This window comes from Cupriavidus sp. GA3-3 (assembly GCF_000389805.1).
GTDB lineage: Bacteria > Pseudomonadota > Gammaproteobacteria > Burkholderiales > Burkholderiaceae > Cupriavidus > Cupriavidus necator_D.
This window is the reverse complement of sequence record NZ_KB944482.1, coordinates 243,974-266,582: the sequence shown is the minus strand read 5'-3', so window position 1 is coordinate 266,582 and position 22,609 is coordinate 243,974. Positions and strand designations below refer to the sequence as shown.

General features: G+C 68.1%; 24 protein-coding genes. 8 read left to right on the top strand and 16 right to left on the bottom strand.

Going from position 1 to position 22,609, the window contains the following annotated elements:
• Positions 1-164: 164 nt before the first annotated feature.
• Complete coding sequence (locus C265_RS19130; protein ID WP_010810872.1) at positions 165-1,550, bottom strand: NarK family nitrate/nitrite MFS transporter; 1,386 nt, start codon at positions 1,548-1,550, stop codon at positions 165-167.
• Positions 1,551-1,591: 41 nt separating this feature from the next.
• Positions 1,592-2,872, bottom strand: a complete 1,281-nt coding sequence (locus C265_RS19125; protein WP_010810873.1) for a nitrate/nitrite transporter — start codon at positions 2,870-2,872, stop codon at positions 1,592-1,594.
• Positions 2,873-3,131: 259 nt separating this feature from the next.
• Between C265_RS19125 and C265_RS19120 the strand changes: the two genes are divergently transcribed.
• Positions 3,132-4,358 (top strand): NnrS family protein, encoded by a 1,227-nt coding sequence (locus C265_RS19120; protein WP_010810874.1) that lies wholly within the window; start codon positions 3,132-3,134, stop codon positions 4,356-4,358.
• 70 nt (positions 4,359-4,428) lie between these two features.
• Positions 4,429-4,866 carry a DUF1016 N-terminal domain-containing protein gene (locus C265_RS31655; RefSeq protein WP_010810875.1) on the top strand — a complete coding sequence of 146 codons (438 nt, stop codon included), beginning with the start codon at positions 4,429-4,431 and terminating at the stop codon, positions 4,864-4,866.
• 78 nt (positions 4,867-4,944) lie between these two features.
• Here the strand turns inward: C265_RS31655 and C265_RS19115 are convergent, their stop codons facing one another.
• Positions 4,945-6,183, bottom strand: a complete 1,239-nt coding sequence (locus tag C265_RS19115) for an MFS transporter (protein WP_010810876.1) — start codon at positions 6,181-6,183, stop codon at positions 4,945-4,947.
• Positions 6,184-6,291: 108 nt separating this feature from the next.
• On the opposite strand from C265_RS19115, the gene C265_RS19110 reads away from it, so the two are divergent.
• Complete coding sequence (locus tag C265_RS19110; RefSeq protein ID WP_010810877.1) at positions 6,292-7,212, top strand: LysR family transcriptional regulator; 921 nt, start codon at positions 6,292-6,294, stop codon at positions 7,210-7,212.
• A gap of 11 nt (positions 7,213-7,223) precedes the next feature.
• Here the strand turns inward: C265_RS19110 and C265_RS19105 are convergent, their stop codons facing one another.
• Entirely contained in the window at positions 7,224-8,252 is a 1,029-nt protein-coding gene (locus tag C265_RS19105) for an AraC family transcriptional regulator (protein ID WP_231881463.1), read from the bottom strand.
• A gap of 515 nt (positions 8,253-8,767) precedes the next feature.
• Between C265_RS19105 and C265_RS19100 the strand changes: the two genes are divergently transcribed.
• On the top strand, positions 8,768-9,301 hold the full coding sequence (locus tag C265_RS19100; RefSeq protein ID WP_010810879.1) for a hypothetical protein: 534 nt from the start codon (positions 8,768-8,770) through the stop codon (positions 9,299-9,301).
• A gap of 75 nt (positions 9,302-9,376) precedes the next feature.
• On the opposite strand, the gene C265_RS19095 is transcribed toward C265_RS19100, so the two are convergent.
• Positions 9,377-9,685 (bottom strand): H-NS histone family protein, encoded by a 309-nt coding sequence (locus tag C265_RS19095; protein WP_010810880.1) that lies wholly within the window; start codon positions 9,683-9,685, stop codon positions 9,377-9,379.
• 283 nt (positions 9,686-9,968) lie between these two features.
• On the opposite strand from C265_RS19095, the gene C265_RS19090 reads away from it, so the two are divergent.
• Positions 9,969-10,379 (top strand): VOC family protein, encoded by a 411-nt coding sequence (locus C265_RS19090; RefSeq protein ID WP_010810881.1) that lies wholly within the window; start codon positions 9,969-9,971, stop codon positions 10,377-10,379.
• A gap of 180 nt (positions 10,380-10,559) precedes the next feature.
• Here C265_RS19090 and C265_RS19085 read toward each other — a convergent pair whose 3' ends face one another.
• Positions 10,560-11,954 carry an NCS2 family permease gene (locus tag C265_RS19085; RefSeq protein WP_010810882.1) on the bottom strand — a complete coding sequence of 465 codons (1,395 nt, stop codon included), beginning with the start codon at positions 11,952-11,954 and terminating at the stop codon, positions 10,560-10,562.
• A gap of 466 nt (positions 11,955-12,420) precedes the next feature.
• Here C265_RS19085 and C265_RS19080 point away from each other — a divergent pair, with 466 nt between their 5' ends.
• A complete protein-coding gene (locus C265_RS19080) occupies positions 12,421-12,627 on the top strand; it encodes a hypothetical protein (protein ID WP_010810883.1) in 207 nt (68 codons plus the stop codon).
• 14 nt (positions 12,628-12,641) lie between these two features.
• Here the strand turns inward: C265_RS19080 and C265_RS19075 are convergent, their stop codons facing one another.
• Together C265_RS19075 and C265_RS19070 are read right to left on the bottom strand one after the other, a co-directional pair.
• Positions 12,642-13,277 (bottom strand): hypothetical protein, encoded by a 636-nt coding sequence (locus tag C265_RS19075; RefSeq protein WP_010810884.1) that lies wholly within the window; start codon positions 13,275-13,277, stop codon positions 12,642-12,644.
• Between the two features lie 154 nt (positions 13,278-13,431).
• Positions 13,432-13,617 (bottom strand): hypothetical protein, encoded by a 186-nt coding sequence (locus tag C265_RS19070; protein WP_010810885.1) that lies wholly within the window; start codon positions 13,615-13,617, stop codon positions 13,432-13,434.
• 224 nt (positions 13,618-13,841) lie between these two features.
• On the opposite strand from C265_RS19070, the gene C265_RS19065 reads away from it, so the two are divergent.
• Both C265_RS19065 and C265_RS19060 read left to right on the top strand, forming a co-directional pair.
• The gene (locus tag C265_RS19065; protein WP_010810886.1) at positions 13,842-14,999 is read left to right on the top strand and encodes a sialidase family protein; all 1,158 of its coding nucleotides are present in this window, start codon (positions 13,842-13,844) and stop codon (positions 14,997-14,999) included.
• Positions 15,000-15,026: 27 nt separating this feature from the next.
• Positions 15,027-15,287, top strand: coding sequence for a MoaD/ThiS family protein (locus C265_RS19060; RefSeq protein ID WP_010810887.1), 261 nt, complete (start codon positions 15,027-15,029; stop codon positions 15,285-15,287).
• Between the two features lie 8 nt (positions 15,288-15,295).
• On the opposite strand, the gene C265_RS19055 is transcribed toward C265_RS19060, so the two are convergent.
• The 8 genes from C265_RS19055 to C265_RS19020 are packed head-to-tail and all read right to left on the bottom strand — an operon-like array spanning position 15,296 to position 22,595.
• Positions 15,296-15,559: a gamma-butyrobetaine hydroxylase-like domain-containing protein gene (locus C265_RS19055; RefSeq protein ID WP_035823310.1), complete on the bottom strand. Its 264-nt coding sequence runs from the start codon at positions 15,557-15,559 to the stop codon at positions 15,296-15,298.
• Positions 15,560-15,567: 8 nt separating this feature from the next.
• Positions 15,568-16,566, bottom strand: coding sequence for a HEAT repeat domain-containing protein (locus C265_RS19050; RefSeq protein WP_010810889.1), 999 nt, complete (start codon positions 16,564-16,566; stop codon positions 15,568-15,570).
• 24 nt (positions 16,567-16,590) lie between these two features.
• On the bottom strand, positions 16,591-17,397 hold the full coding sequence (locus C265_RS19045) for an ABC transporter ATP-binding protein (RefSeq protein WP_010810890.1): 807 nt from the start codon (positions 17,395-17,397) through the stop codon (positions 16,591-16,593).
• Positions 17,394-18,239, bottom strand: coding sequence for an ABC transporter permease (locus C265_RS19040; protein ID WP_010810891.1), 846 nt, complete (start codon positions 18,237-18,239; stop codon positions 17,394-17,396). Before C265_RS19040 ends, C265_RS19045 begins: the two co-directional genes overlap by 4 nt.
• A 14-nt stretch (positions 18,240-18,253) precedes the next feature.
• The gene (locus tag C265_RS19035; protein ID WP_010810892.1) at positions 18,254-19,675 is read right to left on the bottom strand and encodes an ABC transporter substrate-binding protein; all 1,422 of its coding nucleotides are present in this window, start codon (positions 19,673-19,675) and stop codon (positions 18,254-18,256) included.
• A 40-nt stretch (positions 19,676-19,715) separates the two neighbouring features.
• Entirely contained in the window at positions 19,716-19,961 is a 246-nt protein-coding gene (locus C265_RS19030; protein ID WP_010810893.1) for a ferredoxin family protein, read from the bottom strand.
• A gap of 13 nt (positions 19,962-19,974) precedes the next feature.
• Positions 19,975-21,744 (bottom strand): fumarate reductase/succinate dehydrogenase flavoprotein subunit, encoded by a 1,770-nt coding sequence (locus C265_RS19025; protein WP_010810894.1) that lies wholly within the window; start codon positions 21,742-21,744, stop codon positions 19,975-19,977.
• Positions 21,741-22,595: a GntR family transcriptional regulator gene (locus tag C265_RS19020; RefSeq protein ID WP_371258364.1), complete on the bottom strand. Its 855-nt coding sequence runs from the start codon at positions 22,593-22,595 to the stop codon at positions 21,741-21,743. The genes C265_RS19025 and C265_RS19020 overlap by 4 nt, the downstream gene beginning before the upstream one ends.
• Between the last annotated feature and the right edge of the window lie 14 nt (positions 22,596-22,609).

Here is a 22,609-nt window from a genome sequence, read left to right as displayed (position 1 = left end):
GCTCCGGTGGTTTCAGGAGCTTTGCAGGGACACTCTCAGCTTATGGGGGAGGCGGGCGGCAGCCAATTCGCTGGTGGAACAGCCGCCGCATGGCGATCGGGCTAGGCGCCGGGCACGGGACTAGTTCGGAAGAACTAGCCCGGCCGGCGGGACTGGTGACAGGGTCAGCAGGGCATGGGCGCGTTGCGGCGCGCGTAGTGCCACCAAGTCACCAGCACGCAGCTGAGGTAGAAGGCGATAAAGCAATACAGCGCGGCGTCGGCGGCGCCGGTCAACTCCAGCGAGGTGCCGAAGCTCTTGGGGATAAAGAAGCCGCCGTAGGCGCCGATCGCACCGGAGAAGCCCAGCACCGCGGCGGATTCCTTGCCGGCGTCCTGCAATGCCTGCTTCTGTGCCGCGTCGCCCTTGCCCGCGGCAGCGCGCTGGCGCTCGGTCAGGAAGATCACCGGAATCATGCGGAAGGTCGAACCGTTGCCGATGCCGGTCAGCGCGAACAACGCGATAAAGGCGGCCAGGAAGAATGTGAAGTTGCCGCCGGCGCCGTCATGCGGCAGCGCCGCCAGCACCGCGAACACCGCGGCGATCATGCCGACGAAGGTCCACAGCGTGACCCGCGCGCCGCCCAGCTTGTCGGAGATCCAGCCACCCACGGGACGCGTCAGCGCGCCTACCAGCGGCCCCAGGAAGGCATAAGCGGTGGGATTGACGCCGGGGAACTGCGACTTGGTCAGCAGCGCCAGCCCCGCCGAGAAGCCGATGAACGAACCGAAGGTGCCCACGTACAGCCAGCACATCAGCCAGTTGTGCTTGCGCTTGAAGATCACCGCCTGCTCGGCAAACGATGCCTTGGCATCCGCGATGTCATGCATGCCGAACCACGCCGCCAGTGCCGACACGATGATGAACGGCACCCAGACAAAGCCCGCGTTCTGCAGCCACAGGTCATGCGTGGCGCCGTTGGCCGTGTACTGCTGCGGCTCGCCGCCGAGCGCGCCGAACACTGCGATCGACACCACCAGCGGCGTGACGAACTGCACCACCGACACGCCGAGGTTGCCGATGCCCGCGTTCAGCCCGGTGGCCAGCCCCTTCTTCGCCTTGGGGAAGAAGAAGCTGATATTGGCCATTGAGGAGCTGAAGTTGGCGCCGCCCAGCCCGCACAGCAGCGCCAGCACCAGCAACGTCGGATAGCCGGTGGACGGGTCGCGCAGCGCGAAGCCCATGCCCAGCGCCGGGATCAGCAGCAGTGCGGTGGAGATCGCGGTGAAGCGCCGCCCGCCGAACACCGGCACCAGGAACGAATAGAAGATGCGCAGCGTGGCGCCGGACAGCGCCGGCAGCGCGGTCAGCCAGAACAGCTGGTTCTTGGTGAACTGGAAGCCGGCGCGGTCGAGGTTGACCGCGACCACGCTCCACAGCATCCAGACCACGAAGGCCAGCATCAGCGCCGGGATCGAGATCCACAGGTTGCGGTAGGCGATGCGCTCGCCCTGGCTTTTCCAGAAGACCTTATTCTCGGGCTCCCAGCGGGTCAGTACGGAAGAGGACATGACAGTGTGCCTTGGTTGTTGTGCGTAACAGGGGCCGTCGCTCAGGCGGCCTGCGTGAGGCCGACGGCCTGTGCCTTGCGCTGGCGTTCAGCGCGCTGGCTGTAGTGCATCCACACCAGGCTCACGCACACGGTGCCGTACATCAGCATGAAGCAGCTGCTGCGCACGCCGGTCAGGTCGGCCAGCATGCCGAACAGCACCGGCAGCACGAAGCCGCCCAGCCCGCCAGCCAGGCCGACCACACCGGAAACCGCGCCGATGTTGTGCGTGAAGTCGTTGGAGATGAACTTAAATACCGAGGCCTTGCCGATGGCAAAGGCGATGCCGACCACGAACAGCAGGAAGGTGAAGACCGTGGGCGTCAGCGCGATGCGAAAACCCTGCGGGCCGCTGGTGGTCTGGACGATGAAATCGGTCTGCGGGTAGCTCAGCAGGAAGAAGCCGACCCAGCTCACCCACATCACCCACCAGGTGGTGCGGTGCGCGCCGTAGCGGTCGGAGATCCAGCCGCCGATGGCGCGCAGCACGCCGCCGGGCAGCGAGAAGCACGCGGCCAGGAAGGCGGCGGTCTTGATGTCGAAGCCGTATTCGCCGATGTAGTACTTGGTCATCCACAGCGACAGGCCGACATAGCCGCCGAACACCACCGAGTAGTACTGCGAGTAGCGCCACACGCGCGGGTCGCGCATCACGGCGAGCTGCTCGCGCCAGCCGACGCTGGACTTGACCAGGTGCGCCGGGTTGCTGCGCGAGAACACCCAGAACAGCAGCGCTGTGACCAGCATCGCCACCGAATACACGCGCGGCACCACGGTCCAGGTGCCGGCGGCCAGGATCATCGCCGGCGCGACGAACTTGGTCAGCGCCGCGCCCGAGTTGCCGGCGCCGAAGATGCCCATCGCCAGGCCCTGGCGCGAGCGCGGGAACCAGCGCGCCACATACGGCGTGCCGACCGAGAACGAGCCGCCCGCCAGGCCGACGAACAAGCCCAGCACCAGCAGCTGCCACAGCGTGTGCGCATACGAGATCAGCCAGATCGGGATCACGGTGGCCAGCATCAGCACGAAGAAGACGATGCGCCCGCCGTAGCGGTCGGTCCAGATGCCCAGCGGCACCCGGATCAGCGAGCCGCTGAGGACCGGCGTGGCGGCCAGCAGGCCGAATTCAGTGTCGCTCAGGCCAAGCTCCTGCTTGAGCGGGATGCCGAGGACCGCGAACAGCATCCAGACGGCAAAGCAGATGGTGAAGGCGAAAGTGCTGGACGCCAGCGTGATTGCGGCGCCGGGCGCAATGGGCTCCGGCGCGCGTGGGTGGGTGGCCATGGCCATGCTCCTGTGTCAACTTTGGCGGGGGTGATGCCAGAGTAGGGGCCGCCACTGGTGCTGCCTATTCGCCGGCCGTACAGCGCACGCGGGCGCGCAGCCTGCCTTTGGAGGTAGTTCTACCGGCGGAGGTCGCCGGCGCGGCGGCGGTGCTATCGTGCAGTCAGCGTGAATGGCATCCGTTTGCGCACCTGCGGCAGACCGTGCGCCGGATCAAGAAGCCGGCGCGCGCCGCACCACCCGATTCCCGTAGCCAGCCATGGACACCATTCCCATTCTTCCCGCGCGGCGCTCGCCACCGCCTGGCAAGGCGCCCGCCGGACCGCCGCCGCGCGGCTTTGCCTTGTTTGCACTGGGCTTCCGGCCGTTCTACCTGGGCGGGGCGGTGTTCGCCGCGCTGGCCATCGCGGCGTGGTCGGCGATGCTGGCGGGCGCCGCCGCAGTCGGCCCGGCGCCGGTGATGCCGGCGATGTTCTGGCACGCGCACGAGATGGTGTTCGGCTTTGCCGCGGCCATCGTGGTGGGCTTCCTGTTCACCGCGGGGCGGGCCTGGACCGGCCAGCCGACGCCCACTGGCGCCGCGCTTGCCGCGCTGTTCCTGCTGTGGCTGGCCGGGCGCGTGGGCATGTGGGTGGCGCCGGGAACGGCGGCCTTCGTGATCGAGGGCGCGTTCCTGCCGCTGGCCGCGCTGGCCTTCACGCGCACGCTGGCCCGCGCCGGCAACCGCCGCAACTATCCGCTGGCCCTGGCGCTGTGGCTGCTGGGCGCGGCCGATGTCGCCAGCCTGTGGCTGCAGGCGCGCGGCCATGACGCCGGTGCGATGCTGGCCTGCCGCGCTGGCGTGGCGCTGGTCACGCTGTTCGTGGTGGTGATCGGCGGGCGCGTCATCCCGATGTTCACGACCAACGCGATCCCGGGGTTCCGCCTGCGGCAATACCGGCAGGTGGAGCGCATGGTGGTGCCGGCCGCGGTGCTGGGACTGGCTGCGGGGGTGCTGCCCTTGCCGGTCTGGCTGGCGGCGGCGCTGTCATTGCTGGCCGCGGCGGTGCTGGCCGTGCGCGTGGCTGGCTGGCGCAGCCATGCGGTAGGCAACCGGCCGATCCTGTGGGTGCTGCACCTGGCCTATGCGTGGCTGCCGGTGGCGCTGCTGCTGCAGGCGCTGGGTGCGCTGGGGCTGGTGATGGCGGGGCTGGCGACGCATGCCTTCACTGTCGGCGTGCTTGGCGTGGCGATCATCGCCATGATCACGCGCACCGCACTGGGTCACACCGGCCGCATGCTGGTGGCCGGCCGTGCGGAAACCGCGGCGTACTGGCTGGTGGCCACGGCGGCGGTGTTGCGGGTGTTCGGGCCGATGGCCTGGCCGGGTGGCTACCTGCACTGGGTGTGGGGAGCCGGGGCGTGCTGGGTGACCGGGTTCGGCCTCTATGCGCTGGCGTATGCGCCGCGCCTGATTCGGCGGCGGGTCGATGGCAAGCCTGGCTGAGTGAGTGGAGTAGTCTGATTTCTGCGTCTTGCCCTACAGGCCGCTGTGGCGCCATGAAAGAATGGCCGCCATGTCGAAACGTCTCGCATCGCAGCGCAATGCCATGCCCGGCGCTGCCGAATATGCTGCTTGGCTGGGCCGTCTCAAGGAAGAAGTCCACCGTACTCGCCTTGCCGCGTCGCTTTCAGTAAACCGCGAACTGATCCTGCTCTACTGGAGGCTTGGGCGTTCGATTCTCCCGCAGCAGACAGCAGCAGGCTGGGGGACAAAGGTGATCGACAGGCTTGCGGGCGATTTGCGTCAATCGTTCCCCGAGATGGCTGGTTTTTCATCGCGAAGCCTGAAATACATTCGGACGTTCGCTGCAGCTTGGCCAGACGAGGCAATAGTGCAACAGGTTGTTGCACTATTGCCACGACTACATTGTGCGAATGACGGAAACGCTGCCCGAAGATTTGCACGGGGCGCTGCCAACGTTAGAACAGCTGGAATCCTCGCCGGAGGATGAATGAGCATTACCGCGCGGGCGCCAACCAACGGGCCGATGACATGACGCTGCGACTTGTGGTCTAAGTTCCGCGAAACGTCAAATCGATTCCGGAATCGGCGTTACTTTCGCTGACCCCAGTTCCAGCCGCACACTGAATAGCGCCACCCCCAGCGCAGCCATCGGCGCCAGTGCCGCAACCCACGGCAATGCCGCCAGACCCGGTCCGTGATCGACCACCACGCCGCCCATCCACGCACCCAGGCCGTTGCCCAGGTTGAATGCCGCGATATTGAAGCTCGAGGCCAGGTTCTGTCCCGCGCCCTGGGCGTGGCGCAGCACGCGCAGCTGCAGCGGCGAGACCGTGGCAAAGGCTGCGATGCCAAGGATGCCGACGAAGGCCACCACCAGCACCTGGCTGTGGATGGCCAGCGTCATCGCCGCCAGCACCAGCGTCAGCGTGGTCAGCGTGGCCAGCACCGCGCGCGTCGGGGTGCGGTCGGCAAAGCGGCCGCCGAGCACGTTGCCAAGGATCATGCCGGCGCCGAACAGCAGCAGGATCGGTGACACCGCCGCCTCGCCAAAGCCGGACACGCGCGTCAGCAGCGGCTGCACGTAGGTGATCACGGCAAAGATGCCCATCGACTGCAGCACCGTCATCAACAGGCCCAGCAGCACCTGCGGGCGGCCGATGGTGGCCAGTTCGTCGCGCAGGGCCACGGGGGCGCCGTGGTCCTGGCTCTTCTGCACCAGCAGCGCGATCACCGCCAGCGACAGCAGCCCGATCACGGTCATCGCCCAGAAGGTCGAGCGCCAGCCCAGGTGCAGGCCCAGCCAGGCGCCGGCGGGCATGCCCAGCAGCGTGGCCAGCGTCAGGCCGGAGAACATCACCGAGATCGCGGAGGCGCGGCGGTCCTCCGGCACCAGCCCGGTGGCCACCACCGCGCCGACGCCGAAGAAGGTGCCATGCGTGAGCGAGGTCAGCACGCGCGCGATCATCAGCGTGGTGTAGTCGGGCGCCAGCGCGCAGGCGGCATTGCCGACGGTGTAGATCACCATCAGCGCCAGCAGCACGGCCTTGCGCGGCATGCGCCGCGTCAGCAGGGTCAGCACCGGCGCGCCGGCGAAGACGCCCAGCGCGTAGCCGGACACCAGCATGCCGGCGGCGGCGATGGTCACCCGCAGGTCGGCGGCAACCTGAAGCAGCAGGCCCATGATCACGAATTCGGCGCAGCCGATGCCGAAGGAACCGGCGGTGAGCGCGTAGAGCGCAACCGGCAGCCGGCCGCGGGCGGATGCAGCGCCGGGTGTGGAGTTGGTGGAGACTGGGGGGGCCATGTTCGGGGGATGCGTCGGCAAAAGGAAGGAAGCCCGCAGTCTGTGCCTTTCCGTCTTCAGTAAAAACCGGCATGATCCATAATCAGTTTCAATGGAATCTTGAAAATCATGGACCGGATCGGCGATATCGGCCTGTTCCTGCGCGTGCTCGACCTGGGTTCGATCAGCGCCGCGGCACGCAGCCTGGACCTGTCGGTGGCGGTGGCCAGCCAGCGGCTGCAGCGGCTGGAGCGTGAACTGGGCGTGCGCCTGCTGCATCGCACCACGCGGCGGCTGCACGCCACCCCGGAAGGCGTGGTGCTGGCCGAGCAGGGGCGTGCGCTGGTGGACGACCTGGAAGCGCTGGGCACCTCGTTGCGGCAGGCCGGCACCGGGGTATCGGGCACGCTGCGGGTGACCACGTCGTCCTCGTTCGGGCGGCTCTATATCTCGCCGCTGTTGCCGGAATTCCTGGCGCTGCATCCCGGCCTGACGCTCAGCGTCAACCTGACCGACAACGTGCTGGACCTGGTCAGCGCGGGTTTCGACCTGGCCATCCGCATCGGTGCGCTGGACGATTCGACGCTGGTCGCGCGGCGGCTGGCCAATAACCGGCGGCTGCTGTGTGCCGCGCCGGACTACCTGCGCCGGCGCGGCACGCCGCGCACCCCGCAGGACCTGGCGCGGCACGATTGCCTGGTGCTGGTGGGCAGCCAGGGCCGGCAGGATGTCTGGCGCCTGGGCGATGGCGCCGGCGGGGAGATTGCCGTGCGCGTGCGCGGCCGGATCGAGGCCAATACCGGCGAGCTGTTGTCCGATGCGGCGCTGGCGGGCTTTGGCATCGCCCTGCATTCCACCTGGCATGTCTGCGCCGACCTGCGCGCCGGGCGGCTGGTGCAGGTGCTGCCCGATTACCCGCTCGCCGACACCGGCATCTACGCCGTGATGCCGCAGCGGCGGCTGGTGCCCCCGCGCGTGCGCGCCTTTGTCGATTTCCTGGCCGGGCGCTTCGGCGACACCCCGCCGTGGGAGCAACCCCACGGCGGGTGAGCCGGCCTGCCCTACGCGGGTGGAGGCGCCGCCGCGCGCCGGTAGTCGCCCGGGGTCATGCCGGTCCAGCGGCGGAAGGCGCGGAAGAACGAGTTGGCATCGTCAAAGCCGAGCCGGAACGCGATTTCTCCGAGCGACATCGCGCCTCCGGCCAGGTAGCCGCCAGCCAGCTCGCGGCGCGCCTCTTCACACAGCGTGCGGAAACTCGTGCCCGCCGCCATCAGCCGGCGCTGCAGCGTGCGCTCGCTGATGTCCAGGTGGCGTGCCACCGCGGCCAGGCTGAGGGCGCGGTCGCCGGCCAGCGCCTGCAGGGCCGCGCGCACGTCGTCCAGCGACGCGGACGCCGGCCGCGCTTCGCGCGCGGCATGGCCCGCGCCCGCGCCGGCCGGTCCGCTGCGCACGCGGGCAGCCAGGCGCAAGGCCAGGTCGCGGCGGCCGAACACGATGGCGTCTTCGGGCTCGCCAAAGCGCACCGGGCAGTCGAATGCCTCGGTATAGCGCAGGTGCCAGTCCGGCTGGCCGATGCGCAGCGACACCCGCAGCGGATGCAGCGGCTTGCGCGTGAACTGGCGCCCGAAGGCCAGCAGCGAGCACAGCTCCATGTCGATGCGCGGTCGGGTGTCGGGCGCCTCGGGATCGCTCGGGCGGATACAGACCCAGGCTTCGTCGCCCTGGCGGCGCAGTTCGATGCGGTCGCCGGCGAGCAGCTTCTGGTAGCGCGCGATGCGCCGCAGCGCGGTGCCCAGCGACGGCCCGGCCATGGCCGTCAGGCCCGCCAGCCCGAGCAGGTCGGTCTGCATCCGGCTGCCCAGCCACAGGCCGATGGTTGGATCGCCGGTGGCACGGTAGACCGCGCAGAGCACGTGGCAGGCCTGTTGCGGGCCGGCCGCCGGCATGGCGGGCCTGAGGTCGCTGGGGTCGGAGTCGGTATCGGATTCCGGGGCAGGCGCGAGTCCCGATACGTCGTAGCCGCCGTCACGCAGTGCGTGCAGCAGGTCACGAGGCAACGGCCCGGCCTGGATAGGCTCTTGTTGTGTCATTGTCATTATCTGGCTGGCAAGTTGGCGCAAGTGCGCCAGTGCAGCCCCCGGTAACACTGAGATTACGCGGTGCCGGTGCCCCCTTCAAGGGAGTGCGGGGGGATGAAGTGTGGCCTGGGCAGCGCAACGGCGTGCTGGCGGCGGGGGTGCCGCACCGTTGCCGGGTTCCGGGGCGCCTGCAACCCGTTGCCTAAAATTTGGGCGCTCCGGTGGGTTGCCGCACAGACCGGGGCTTTCGGGGAATGTAGGGCCAGGATATCCACAGATTCTGTGGATATCACACGCAGGTTTTCAACATGGGTTTATGCGGCTGCCGCCAAGCGCCGGATGCAGGTATGCTGGTTGGTTTGAGGGCGCGGCGTGTTGCCTGGCCGCGCCGTCATCGTGTGGCATCCCTGTCGGATTTGCCGCCATCGTGCCGCCAACGTCCGCTGTTGGCCTAATCGTTCTACCTGCCCGCCGCCATGCGCCATGACCGGTCGTCCGCAGTCCTGCCTCGTCTTGCCTTGTTGCCGATGCTTGCCGCCGCCGTGGCGCTGTCCGGCTGCGTGGCGCAATACCGGGTGCCTGCCGGCGCCCCGGCCGCCAGCGTGCGGCTGCTGACCAGCACCGACGACAACACTTCGTTCACCGTGGTCGATCCGGCCAAATGCCCGGTGCCCGCGCGGCCGCTGGTGCTGGCGGGAACCGGCAGGCAGTTGTCTGCGATGGGACGGGACCGGAGCCTGGACATGGCCGGGCGCTCGCCCGAGCCGCCGGCGCGCACGCGCGAGCGGCTGGTGGAGGCGGGCCGGCGCATCTACGTGGCGGTGACCTCGGCCGCGGCGCCGCCGCTGCCCGAGCTGCGTTGCGCGGCGGGCGTGTCATTCGTGCCGGTTGCCGGCGGCCAGTATGAGATCCGCTACCAGCGGGACGAAACCGCGAGCCAGTGCTCGGCGCAGGTATTGCGCATGCAGCCGCTGGCCGGTGGCGGCGCGCGCCTGACGGCGGAGCCGACCCAGCAGGGCTTCAGGGCGCTGCGCAAGGAGTATGTCTGCCAGGCGCAGTGACGCGCCCGGCAGGCCGATGGCACCATCGATTGAAGCGGGCGCGTGAGACAGGCGCGCGCTGGCCGCGCTGGCGGCTTACTGCTCGATCAGGAAACGCTCCGGGCGCTTGCCCAGCCATGCCGGCGCGCGGCCGCGGCCCGACCAGGTCTTGCCGGTCTTGGGGTCCATGTACTTCGGCGGCAAGGCGGATGCGGGCTTCTTGGCACTCGAACCAGCCGGGCGGCCACGCTTGCGGCGCGGCAGGATGTCTTCGGCGGTCAGGCCGTATTCAGTCATCAGGTCCCGGATTTTGTCGATCACGCCGGCGACTTCCGTCGCACGCACTTCATTCAGCTTGGCTTCCAGCGCTTCCTTCTCAGCCAGGAGTTGCTTGTATGTCGCCATTTATATCCCCTTTCTGCAAATAGGCCGCTGCATGGTACTAGAAGTGTGGTGTCGGTTCACCTAAAAAAATTTTACAAAAAATAACGGAGATTGCACGGACTGATTGTTTGCCGGCCTGAATTGACGGTCGCACAGCCCACGATGCAGCCGGCATTGGGCTGGGCATCGCCCGTTTTGCCCGCATTTAAGGACAATGAAAATACGCACGCCCCAGGCCTTTAGCGCCTAGACTGCTTGTCTGCGCCCGGCGCAGCCCCCTCTGACACGACTACCGGAGCCCCTGATGAGCCAGCAGATTTTTGTCAATTTGCCCGTCCGTGACCTGCAAAAGTCGATTGCCTTCTTTACGCAGTTGGGTTTTTCCTTCAATCCGCAATTTACCGACGACACTGCCACCTGCATGATCGTCGGCGAAAACATTTTCGTGATGCTGCTGACCGAAGCCAAGTTCCGCAGCTTCTCGCCCAATGAAATCTGCGATGCACGGAAATCGACTGAGGTGCTGGTTTGCCTGTCGATGGAAACCCGCGCGCGCGTGGATGAAATGGTCAATGCCGCGGTCGCGGCGGGTGGCAATACCTACAAGCCGCCGATGGATTTGGGATTCATGTACGGGCATGGATTCCAGGATCCCGATGGCCATGTCTGGGAACTGGTGTACATGGATGTGGCGGCAATGCAGGCCGGGCAATGAAGGCGATTTAGCGAAACGCCATTCGCCAAGCGCGGGACCTTTCAGGCAAGCCACCAAAAAAACAGCCCGGGAAAGCAGGAAGCCCGGGCTTGAAATCCACCTGGATCACGGTGGAGGAGACATCTGGTTGTCAGCGTCCCGGGCGTGGCGCCCGGGACGCGGCAGTAGCTTTCGGCAGGATCAGATGGCCCAGCCCCCGGCATAGAACGCAGCCAGCACGACCGCGATGGCCACCGTGCCGACATTGAGCTTGCGCCATTCGCCAGCCACCACGCGGCCCACCACCAGGGTGCAGAAGCCCAGCATGATGCCGGTCACGATATTGCAGGTCAGCACGATGAACACGGCGCAGACCAGGCCAGCCATCGCGTCGACCATGTCGTCCATGTGCAGGCGGCTCACGCTCGACAGCATCAGCAGGCCCACGTACATCAGCGCGGGCGCGGTGGCGTACGACGGCACCAGCCCGGCCAGCGGCGAGAAGAACATCACCGCAACGAACAGCAGGCCCACCACCACGGCGGTCAGGCCGGTCTTGGCGCCGGCCGCAACGCCGACGGTCGACTCGATGTAGGCTGCAGCCGGAGCGCCGCCGAACATCCCCGAGAAGATCGAGCTGACCGAATCCGCGGTCAGCGCGCGCCCGCCATTGTGGATATGGCCGGCAGCGTTGAGCTGGCCGGCTTGTCCGGCGACCGCGCGGATCGTGCCGGTGGCATCGAACACCGCGGTCATCACCAGGGCCAGCACGCTCGGCAGCACTGCTGCCGTCAGCGCGCCGCGCACGTCCATGGCGCCGATCAGCGATTCATGGCCGGGTGCGCTCAGCGACGGCAGCGCGAACACGCCGGTGAACTTCACCGCCGGGTCGAAGGCCAGGCCCAGCGCGGAGATCGCGATGATCACCAGCAGGATGCCGCCCGGCACCTTGCGGCGCTCCAGGCCGAAGATCGCGGCCAGGCCCAGCACCGACATCACCACCGGGAACGAGGTGATCTTGCCCAGTGACACCGGCAGGCCGGGGTGAGCGTTCTTGACCACCAGGCCGACTTCATTCGAGGCGATCAACAGCAGGAACAGGCCGATGCCGATGCCGGTGCCGTGCGCCACGCCGGCGGGCAGGTTGCGCAGGATCCAGGAGCGCACGCCGGTGACGGAGATCGCGGTGAAGATCACGCCCATCAGGAACACGGCGCCGAGCGCGACCGCCGGCGACAGGCCCTGCCCCAGCACCAGCCCGAAGGCCATGAATGCGGTCAGCGAGATGGCGCAGCCGATGGCGATCGGCAGCTTGGCCCACAGGCCCATCAGCAGGGAGCCGAAGGCGGTGGTCAGGCACACCGCGACAAAGACCGCGCTGGTGTCGAAGCCGGCCTTGCCCAGCATGCCGGGAACGACAAAGACGGCGTAGACCATCGCCATGAAGGTGGTCACCCCGGCGACCACTTCCTTGCGCTGGGTGCTGCCGCGCGCGGTGATCTCGAAAAACGCGTCGATCCGGCTCCGGACTTCGGGGACTTGGGGGCGTGCAGCATCGGCTTCCGTCGCGGACGACGGATAGGGCTGTTCGATCATGATGAGCTGTCTCCTTGCGGGCGCTGCAACGTCCGTCGTACGGACTGTCGTCAGGCGTGTCTCACGTGGTTCTGGTCTGGGCTGGAGGCGCAAACCTGGCCAACCCGCTGTTATCGGTGTGCCGCTTGTCGGTGCCTCTGCGGGCGCGATCCGGGCAAGGCTGAAGGCTAGGTGACCACGCGCCATGCATCATCACCGGCAGGCAATGCGCGGCATGTGCATCGAGGAATATCGAATGTGACGGTTGGGCACCTTGGATTGCCGGATTGGCATCAGGTGGCGCGTGCGGCAGGCGGCCATTATCACGCACCCCATATACGGCCTATAGGTACAGACCCGGATGATTCAGGCGCAACTTCTCTATACTAGGGATAACCCTGAGCTGCCTCCCGATCCGGGCCGAACCACGGCTGGATGTGCTTCGTGAGGCGCACCAACTTCCATCCAACCGGAAAGGATATTCGCCATGCAAGTACTCGCCGACACCCTCTATCGCCAGCCCGCCCAAGCCAAGGCATCGAAGCCCGCCGCCCAGCCGGCACGCGATGTTGCCTACTACGCCCGCGTGGGCGGCGGCCAATCGCTGGCCGCGCGGGTGCGCGCCTACTTTGCCCAGGGCTGGACCCTGTACGTAGCCAACGCACGCGAGGCCGCGCCGATCCGCTGGCTGTAAGCGGGCGCGCTGCCTCAGTACATGCCGGTGCGGGCCATGAACGTGTCCAGGGTCCAGCCGCGCCCGAGCAGCAGCATGCGCGTATGCAGGCCCTCACGCACTGGCGCGTCGACGGCCTGGCCCAGCCAGGTCAGCGTCTTGTGGCGCAAGTCCACATAGCCCATCGGGTAATCGGCGGCCAGCACCTGCCATAGGGCGTTGGCGCCGGCCGACTGGCGCGCCCCGCTCAGCAGGCACAGCCCGCCATCCAGCGCCCAGCGGTACAGCGCCCGAGCCAGGCCGCGGCGCTGGTAAGCGGGCGCAAACTTTGTGTGCGGCGCCCGTACCCATGGGTCGGCCCGGCGGCCGACCTCGATCAGCCGGTTGAAGACGGTATAACCGGCCAGCCGGCGCTGCATCACATCTTCCACATACACGTAGTACTCGCCGTCGGCCTCGCGATAGCGCAGGCGCAGGCCTGGCGCGCCCGCGGGCAGCGCCGGCATCGCATGCAGGCAGTCGCCGGGTTGGCCGATGCGGTCGTGCAGGGCACCCAGCTCGCGCTCGATATCGCCCGGCGCGAGCTCAACGTCGATGCGCAGTTCGAGCGCGCGCGGCAGGCCGGCGCCGGCAGGCGCAGGGCATGGAAATTCACCATGGCAAGACTCCACTGGGGCTCAGGGATTGAGGATCAGGTAGAGGGCGGCAAGCGCCACCATGGCGCAGAAGGTATGGCGGTAGAGCGGGGACATGTCTGGCTTTCTCCTGGCTGCATGATCAAGCGGGTGCCGGATGGCATCCGCGACATGGGCCGTGCGGGAAAGCTCAGGACTGGAGGGTGGCGCCCCGAGCTGCCCGCACGGCCAGGAAAAGCACGGCACGGCGGACCTGGGCGTACGCGTGGAAGCGGTCGGCCAGGTCGATGGCGGCGCCCGGGCGCTGCGCGGCGCGCACGCCTGCCGCCGGCAGGGCCGGGCGGTTCAGGGTGGCGAAGCGGACAGTGCGAAGCATGGGTGTCGGGGCGCGAAAGCATCGGGGGAACATTGCTTATGCCACACTTCGCGCGCAATGTCGAGGCAAGTTGCGGGCTTCCGCTTTTAACTCCGTGCTACTTCGTAATCATGGTGGCTATGGCCGGCCTGCCGGCCACAGCTCCGCCATCTTTAATTGTGAACACTGTCTACATGTACTAGACTCAGAAAGCATCGTTCACCGGCCTTCTTGCAGGAGCCAAGATGACGACTTCCCCCACACCCGAAACCGACACCGGCCCCGTCAGGCTGCTGGTGGCCACCACCAAGGGCGCCTGGTTCCTGACCAGCGACGCCGCGCGCCGCAGCTGGCAGATCGAGGGCCCGACGTTCCTCGGCCATACCATCCACCATATCGTGCAGGACCCGCGCGACCCGTCGCGCATGCTGATGGCGGCGCGCACCGGCCACCTGGGCCCGACCGTGTTCCGCTCCACCGACGGCGGCCGCAACTGGACCGAAGCCGCGCGCCCGCCCGCCTTCGACAAGGCCCCGGAGGGCGAGACCGGCCGCGTCGTCGACCACGTGTTCTGGCTCACGCCCGGCCATGCCAGCGAGCCCGGCACCTGGTATGCCGGCACCTCGCCGCAGGGCCTGTTCCGCAGCGCCGACCACGGCGTGACCTGGGAGCCGGTATCAGGCTTCAACGACCACCCGAACTGGCGCACCTGGACCGGCGGCGAGCAGGACGGCACGCCCGACGGCCCCAAGATGCATTCCGTGCTGGTCGATCCGCGCGACGCGCGCCACCTGTATATCGGCATGTCCAGCGGCGGCGTGTTCGAGAGCACCGACGGCGGCGCGGACTGGAAGCCGCTGAACCGCGGCAGCCTCGCCACCTTCCTGCCCGATCCCAATCCCGAGTACGGCCAGGATCCGCACTGCATGCTGCAGCATCCCGCCGACCCGGACATCCTGTACCAGCAGAACCATTGTGGCATCTACCGCATGGACCGCCGCGAAGGCGTGTGGAAACGCATCGGCGAAGCCATGCCGGCGGAAGTGGGCGATATCGGCTTCCCCATCGTCGCCCACCGCCGCGATCCGCGCACGGTCTGGGTGTTCCCGATGGATGGCAGCGACGTCTGGCCGCGCGTCAGCCCGGGCGGCCGCCCGGCAGCGTATGTCACGCGCGATGCCGGCGAAACCTGGCAGCGCCAGGACCGCGGCCTGCCCGCCGAACAAGGCTGGTTCACGGTCAAGCGCCAGGCCATGGCCACCGACGGCCACGCGCCGGTGGGCGTGTACTTCGGCACCACCGGCGGCGAGATCTGGGCCAGTGCCGATGAAGGCGAGGGCTGGCAATGCATCGCCCGCAACCTGCCGCAGGTCTACGCGGTTACCGTGGCGCGCCCTGCCTGAATGCCATCAGCCGACCGGAGAACTTCCATGCAGGTCCGTATCGCGACGCCGCTCTTCTCCTATACCGGACAGCGCGAATACGTCGAGGCCCGTGGCGCCAGCATCGCCGAGCTGCTCGACGACCTTGACCGCCAGTTCCCCGGCATGCGCTTTCGCATCGTCGATGAGCAGGGCAAGCTGCGGCCGTATATCCGCGTCTTCGTCAACCGCACGCAGCTGATGCGGCTGGACGCGCCATTGAAGGAAACCGACGAGGTGCATATCCTGCAGGCGCTGGCGGGCGGGTAAGCGCCCGGCTACAGCGCCTGCAGGTACGGCCACGGGTAGATGCCGCGGTCGTGCCCGTCGCTGAACACGATCTGCACACCATAGCCCATTTCGCCGAGGGCGACGATTTGCGTGTCGCCCGGCCCGGCCTCCGAGGGCTTGCCGCGGCAGGCGGCGCAACGGCAGGCTGCGCGCAAGCGGCCCGGGTCCAGCGACTGGCACTGGCCGTCTGGCCAGTAGACGCGCAGCGCGCCGTTGGCGCGGGAGAGCTCCAGGCGCGTGGGTACGACCATGCCGCCGCTCATGCATGAGCCTCCGGCGCGCCGATCTGCGCCAGCGCAATGCGTACGGCCTTGCGTACCTCCGGATCGGCATCGTCGGCGGCCGAGGCAAGGGCCGGCACGGCTGCCGCATCCCGCAGGCTCCCCAGCGACAGCGCGGCCTCTTTGCGCAGGTTGCTGATGGCGTGGGCCAGCTGCATCGTCAGCGGCACCAGCGCCGCGCGGTCACGCAGCTTGCCGAGAGCCCTGGCGGCCTGCAGGCGGACCTGCCAGTAGCGGTCTTCCAGCGCGTCGATCAACGGGCCCACGGCTTCAGGGAATTTCAGTTTTCCCAGCGTCTGCGCGGCTTCTTCCCGCACCTGCCAGGCGCCGTCGCGCAGGGCCGCCAGCAACGCATCGCGCGCCGACGGGTCGGCAGCCAGGCCGAGCGCGCCGGCGGCGGCGCGCCTGACGTCGGTATCGGCATCGCTGGTCGCAGCTTGTGCCAGCGCGGGCAGGGCTTCGCTGCGCCTGAGCCAGCCCAGCACGGCCACGGCTTCGCGGCGCACCGGGGCGGCCGCGTCGGACAGGGCCGCCATGGCCGCATCGAAGCCGGCCGCATAGCGCAGCTCGCGCAGGCCGCGCCACGCGGCCGCCCGGACAAAGGGATCGCCGTGCGTGACCCACGGCAGCAAGGCGGCACCGGAGGCGGGCGCCTTCAGTTCCGACAATCCCTGTGCTGCCGCTTCGGCCACTTCGCGGCTGGGGTCGGCCAGTGCCGCGGCCAGCGCCGGGACGACCGCTTCCTGCTCCCAGCTGGCCAGCGTGCGCGCGGCTTCCGCGCGGACGGATTCGGCAGGGTCCGATTGCAGGCGCTGCAGCAGCAGCGGCACGCCGTCTTCATCCTCCAGGTCGGCAAGTTGCAGCACGGCCACGCGTCGCACCGCGGGGTCGGGGTCGGCCAGGCGCAGCGTCAGCGCGCCGATGGAGGGATCGAGATCAAACAGGGATTCGTCAGGCAGGGTGGAAGCTTGCGGCATGGATGGCAGTCAGGTCGATAGCGGTCAGGCGGCGGTCGCGAGCGCGCTGGCCTGGGTGTGGTCGTGCAGCAGGTCGCGGCAGCGGCGCTTGAGCCGGATGAAATCGTCATCGGTCATCAACTCGGCGCGGCGGGGCCGCTCGAAGGGGATAGCGATATCTTCAAGGATGCGTCCGGGCCGTGGCGACATCACCAGCACGCGGTCGGCCAGGAACAGCGCCTCGTCGATGTCATGGGTGACGAAGACCACGGTGGTGCGCATCCGCGCCCAGACCTCGAGCAGCAGGGCTTGCATATGGGCGCGGGTCTGCGCGTCGAGCGCACCGAAGGGCTCGTCCATCAGCAGCACGCGCGGCCGGTTGATCAGCACGCGCGCAATCTCCGCGCGCTGCTGCATGCCGCCGGAAAGCTGGGCGGGGTAGCGCTGCGCGAAGCCGCCCAGGCCGACCAGGTCCAGCAGGGCCTGCGCCTCGCGCTTGCGCTCGGCGGTGGGCACGCCCTGCATCTTCAGGCCGAAGGCGACGTTGTCGAGCACGCGCTTCCACGGGAACAGCGAGTGCTGCTGGAACACCAGCCCGCGCACCGGCGCGGGGCCGCGCACCGGCGCCCCGTCGAGCAGGATCTCGCCCGCCGCCGCCGGCAGGTGTCCGGCGATGGCGCCCAGCAGCGTGGACTTGCCGCAGCCCGACGGCCCCAGGATGCAGACGAACTGCCCGGCGGGAATGTCGATGGATAGCTGGTGCACGGCGGTGAAGGCGGCATCGCCCTGGCCCAGCGCCACATCCAGGCCGCGCACCTGCAGGTGGCCCGCGCGGATCGGTTGGCTCGTCATGCGCGCACCTGCTGCAGGCGGGTCCACGGCATCAGCCACGCGCCGAGGCGCTTGATCAGCGCGCTGCTGCCCATGCCGAAGGCACCGATCAGGAGCATGCCGACGACGATGTCTGCATAGTTCTGCAGGTTGTAGGCCTCCCACGTGTAGTAGCCGATGCCGTACTGGCCGGCGATCATCTCGGCGGTGACCAGGCAGAACCAGGACGTGCCCATGCCGATCGCCAGCCCGGTGACGATACTCGGCAGCGCCGCGGGCAGCAGCACCTCGGGGAACACGGTCCAGCGGCGCGCGCCCAGGCTGCGCGCCGTGGCGACCAGGCGCGGGTCGGTGCGCTCCACGCCGTGGATGGTGTTGAGCAGGATCGGGAACAGCGCCCCGATGAAGGTGATGAAGATCATGCTCAGCTCCGAAGACGGGAACATCAGGATTGCCAGCGGAATCCACGCCACGCCGGGGATCGGGCGCAGCACCTCCAGCGGTGGCAGCAGCAGGTCTTCCAGCCAGCGCGAGCGGCCGATCGCCATGCCGAGCACGATGCCAGCCACGGCCGCCGCGCCAAAGCCGGCAAACACGCGGTACAGGCTGTTGCTCAGGTGCAGCACCAGCTTGGGTGACTGCAGCAGTTGCCAGGCCGCCGGAACCACGTCGCTGGGCGCGGGCACGTTGGCGAAGGTGACGAGGCCGAGGTGGGCCCGGTGGGACGAGGCCAGCTGCCACAGCACGATGCAGCTGGCCAGCGCGGCCAGGCGCACCAGCCAGCGTGCCAGCCGCACGCGTGCCGCGCCCGGCGCGGCCGGTGCCACCGGGGGCGCCCCCGCTTCAAGGCTGATCGAGGTCATGGGCGCGCTCCGCGTCAGTTGCTGGCCACGGCGACCGCGGCGCCGCTGACTGCGGCAAAGTCCCGCACATTGCCACCATTGGCCTTTGCCCAGCCATCCGCTGAGCCCTTGAGCAGGAAGGCGCTCGCCTGCCCCTTGCCGTCCTGCACGTACCACGCCTTGCTGGCCAGCAGCTTCAGGCCGGTATTGCGGTCATGCACATACAGCACGCGCGCCTGCTTGCCCTCTTTTGCAGCCTGCCTGAGCGCGGCGAATGCTGCAGCCGGCGAGGCATAGGCGCGCACCCTGGACTCGCCCCGCAGCCACAGCTGCGCGGCCAGCTTCGGCTCGGCGATGGGTTTGCCGCTGCCCGCGTCCTTCGCCGCGAGGGGCTGTTTGTCGTAGGACTTCAGGCGCGCTTCATAGTCCAGCCCCTCCAGCCTGAAGGCTTCGCGGATGTAGCGCTCGTCGATCACGGTGTCGGCGCTGAGGTCGGCATCGGTGCGCTTGAGCAGCTTCAGCGTCTCGATCGAGGTCTGCAGCGCCTGGCGGTACTCCGGCTTCCAGGTGTAGTCGCGGTTCTGCAGGCCGAGCGGGCCATGGAACAGGTAGTCCACCTCGGCGTCGATGCCGGTCACCCGGGCAATCAGCTCGCTGTATTTCTCGGGCTCCGCCGCCATCAGGCGGTCGGCCTCGATCGCGGCGCGCAGGTAGGCCACCACGATCTCCGGGTACTTCTGCGCGTATTCCGCGTTCACCAGCGCGCCGTGGAAGGTGGGGGCCTCGGCCTGGGCGCCGTCATAGATCTTGCGGGCAAAGCCGCGGAAGACAAAGAGCTCGGGGAAGGGCACGAAGTTGGCATGGCCGTCCACCTTGTGTGCCTGCAGCGCCGAGCCGCCGACCTCGGGCGACTGCGACACCAGGGTCACGTCCTTGTCCGGGTCCCAGCCCTGGCGCTTGATCGCGCGCAGCAGCATGCCGTGCGCGGTGGAGCCGAACGGCACCGAGATGGTCTTGCCCCTGAGCTCCGCCAGCGACTGGACCGGCGAATCCGCCGGCACCACGATGCCGTTGCCGGTGCCGATCGCGTTGCCCGACAGCGGCGCGATGAACAGGCTCTTCTTGCCGGCCTTCTGGAAGGCAGCGGCATTGAGCGAGCCGGGGAAATCCGCCATGGCGCCGATATCCAGCTTGTCGGCCACCATCTCGTTGGTCAGCGGCGGGCCGGAGGTGAAGTTCTTCCATTGCACGTCGTAGGTGACGTCCTTGTACTTGCCGGTGCGGGGCAGGTACTTGTCGAGCAGCTTCAGTTCGCGGATCAGCAGGCCGCCGGTGGCGCAGTTGATGGTGGTGTCCTGCGTGCCGATGGCAACGCGGATGGTTTCGGCACTGGCCGTGCCGGCCAGGCTGGCGGCGGCCAGTGCCAGCAGCAGGTGGATGCTGGTGGAGGCTTTCATGGGGTTATCTCTGTGGTGCTGTTGTCATGAAGCGGGGCAATCAACGCAGCAGGTACGGGATCTCGACCCTGACCGCGCCCGTCGGGCAATCCTTCTCGCAGGGCATGCAGTACCAGCACTCGTCGAACTGCATGAATGCCTTGCCTTTGGTCAGGTCGATGGCCAGCAGGTCCATCGGGCAGACATCGACGCAGACCGTGCAGCCCTTGTCGGCAATGCACTTGTCTTCATCGATGGTGACCGGCGCGCTGCTGCGCTGGGCGATCTCATGCGGGGTGTAGGCCATGGCGTGGGTTCCTTCAGGCGGCAGCCAGGGTGGCGGGTTCGGCAGTGGCGGCCGTGGCGGCGGCCTGGCCGCGGCTGACGCGCAGCCGCTGGTAGGCGGTGGCGTCGTCGCCTGCCACCGGGACGATATACGGCTCGATCGCGCGCTTGTGGCTGACCATGCGCCCGGCTTCATCCTTGCTCAGGTGCGTATGGCAGAACCAGTCCGCATCATTGCGCTGCGGATAGTCGACGCGATGGTGGTAGAGACCCCAGCGGCTCTCGGTGCGGAACAGGGAGGCGCGTGCCGCCATCTCGGCGCAGTCGCGGATCGCCATCACCTCGACCGCGCGCATCAGCTCGTGCGGATTGGCGGCGCGGATCTGGCCGATGTCCTCGGCGATGGCGTCAAAACGCTGCAGGCCGATTTCCATCTTGCGCGTGACCTTGGGCGGCTGCAGGTAGTCGTTGACCATGCGGCGCAGCTTGTATTCCACCTGGGCGGGCGGCAGCCCACTCTCGCGCGCCAGCGGTGCGAACACGCGCGCGCGCTCCGCCTCGACCTGGGCCGCATCGGCTTCAGGCAGGCCGCGGCCGGCGACGTAGTCGGCCGCGTTGTGCCCGGCAAACCAGCCATAGGTGAAGGCGCCCAGCATGTAGTTGTGCGGCACGGCGGCCATGTCTCCGGCCGCGTACAGGCCCGGCACGGTAGTCTCGGCGCGCTCGTTCACATGCACGCCGGAAGCGCTGTGGCCGCTGCAGAAGCCGATCTCCGAGATATGCATCTCCACCATCTGCCTGCGGTAGTCGGTGCCGCGCCCGGCGTGGAACTGGCCGCGGCTGGGCCGTTCGTTGGTGTGCAGGATCGTCTCGATGGTCTGGATGGTTTCTTCCGCCAGGTGGTCAAGCTTCAGGAACACCGGGCCGTTGCCGCCCTGGAGCTCCTGGTAGAACTCCCACATCATCTGGCCGCTCCAGTAGTCGCATTCGATAAAGCGCTCGCCCTTGCCGTTGGCGGTATAGCCGCCCAGCGGGCCGGTCACGTAGGCGCAGGCCGGGCCGTTGTAGTCCTTGATCAGCGGATTGATCTGGAAGCACTCCAGGTTGGCCAGCGCGGCGCCGGCGTGATAGGCCATGGCATAGCCGTCGCCGGCATTGGTCGGGTTCTCGTAGGTGCCCATCAGGTAGCCGGAAGCGGGCAGGCCCAGGCGGCCGGCCGCGCCGCAGCACAGGATCACGGCGCGCGCGCGGATCACGTGGAAGTCCGCGCTGCGGCAGTCGAAGCCCATCACGCCGCCGGCGGCGCCGCTGGCGTCGGTCAGCACGCGCGTGGCGACGATGCGGTTGGTGATCTCTACCCGCGCGCGCTTGAGCTGGCGGTACAGCACCTTCTTGACGTTGTGTCCTTCCGGCATCGGCAGCACATAGGAGCCCATGTGATGGACCTTCTTCACTGCGTAGTCGCCGGTCTCGTCCTTCTCGAACCTGACGCCCCAGCGATCCAGCTGCTCGATGGTGGCAAAGCTGTGGCGCGCGTAGGCATAAACGGTGGACTGGTCGACGATGCCGTCGTTGGCCACGGTGATCTCGCGGGTGTACTGCTCGGGCGTGGCGTGGCCGGGGATCACGGCATTGTTCAGCCCGTCCATGCCCATCGAGATGGCGCCGCTGCGCTTGACGTGCGCCTTGTCGAGCAGCAGCACGCGCAGCGCGGGGTTGCGTTCCTTGGCCTTGATCGCGGCCATCGGGCCGGCGGTGCCGCCGCCGACGACAACGATGTCGTATTCGTGAGTCAGGGTATTCATGCGGAGGGCTTCCCCTTGCTGGCTGGTTTGCGGGGCCGTGCATGGCCGGCTGGGCTGGTGACGCTGGCGGCTGGCGCGGTCTTGTGCCGGTCTGCGCGCAGCCGGTACTGGAACGCGTCGCCGCGGAAGTAGAGGAACTCGTAATCGATAGGCGTGCCTTGCGCGTCATGGGTCAGGCGTTCGATGCGCAGCACCGGCGCGCCTTCCTCGATGCGCAGGGCCTGGGTCAGCTCGTCGTCGGCGAGGATGGCGTCGACACTCAGGTCGGCATGGCCGAGCTTCACGCCACAGTCGTTTTCCAGGATCAGGAAGATGTCGCGCGTGGCCAGGTCGGCAGTGAGCAGGCGGCGGCCGACGGCCTCGGACACCCAGGTCAGCTCCAGCGACACCGGCTCGCGGTTGAGCAGGCGCACGCGCCGGATCTCCACCACCGGATCGCCTTCGCGCAGCCGCAGTTGCGTGGCAACGTGACGGCTGGCAGGTACGCATTTGCAGTTGCGTATCTGGTTCAGGATCTCGTAGCCCATGCTCGACATGGCCTCGGCAAAGCCTTGCAGCGAAGTCACGTTCTGGAAGGCGCGGGGCTTGGAGACGAAGGTGCCCTTGCCATGGATCTTGAAGATCAGCCCCTCCTTCTGCAGGTCGCCCAGCGCCTGGCGCACGGTGATGCGGCTGGCGCGAAAGCGCTCGCCCAGCTCGCTTTCCGACGGCATCTGGTGGTGCGGCGGATAGGTGCCGTCCAGGATGCTGGCGCGCAAGGCGTCCTTGATTTGCGTATAGAGCGGCAGCGGGATCGGTGCCGGCATGGCTGCGGCGGCGGGGACGGGTACCACGTTGGTCCGGGTCGTCATGGGGATCGACATAG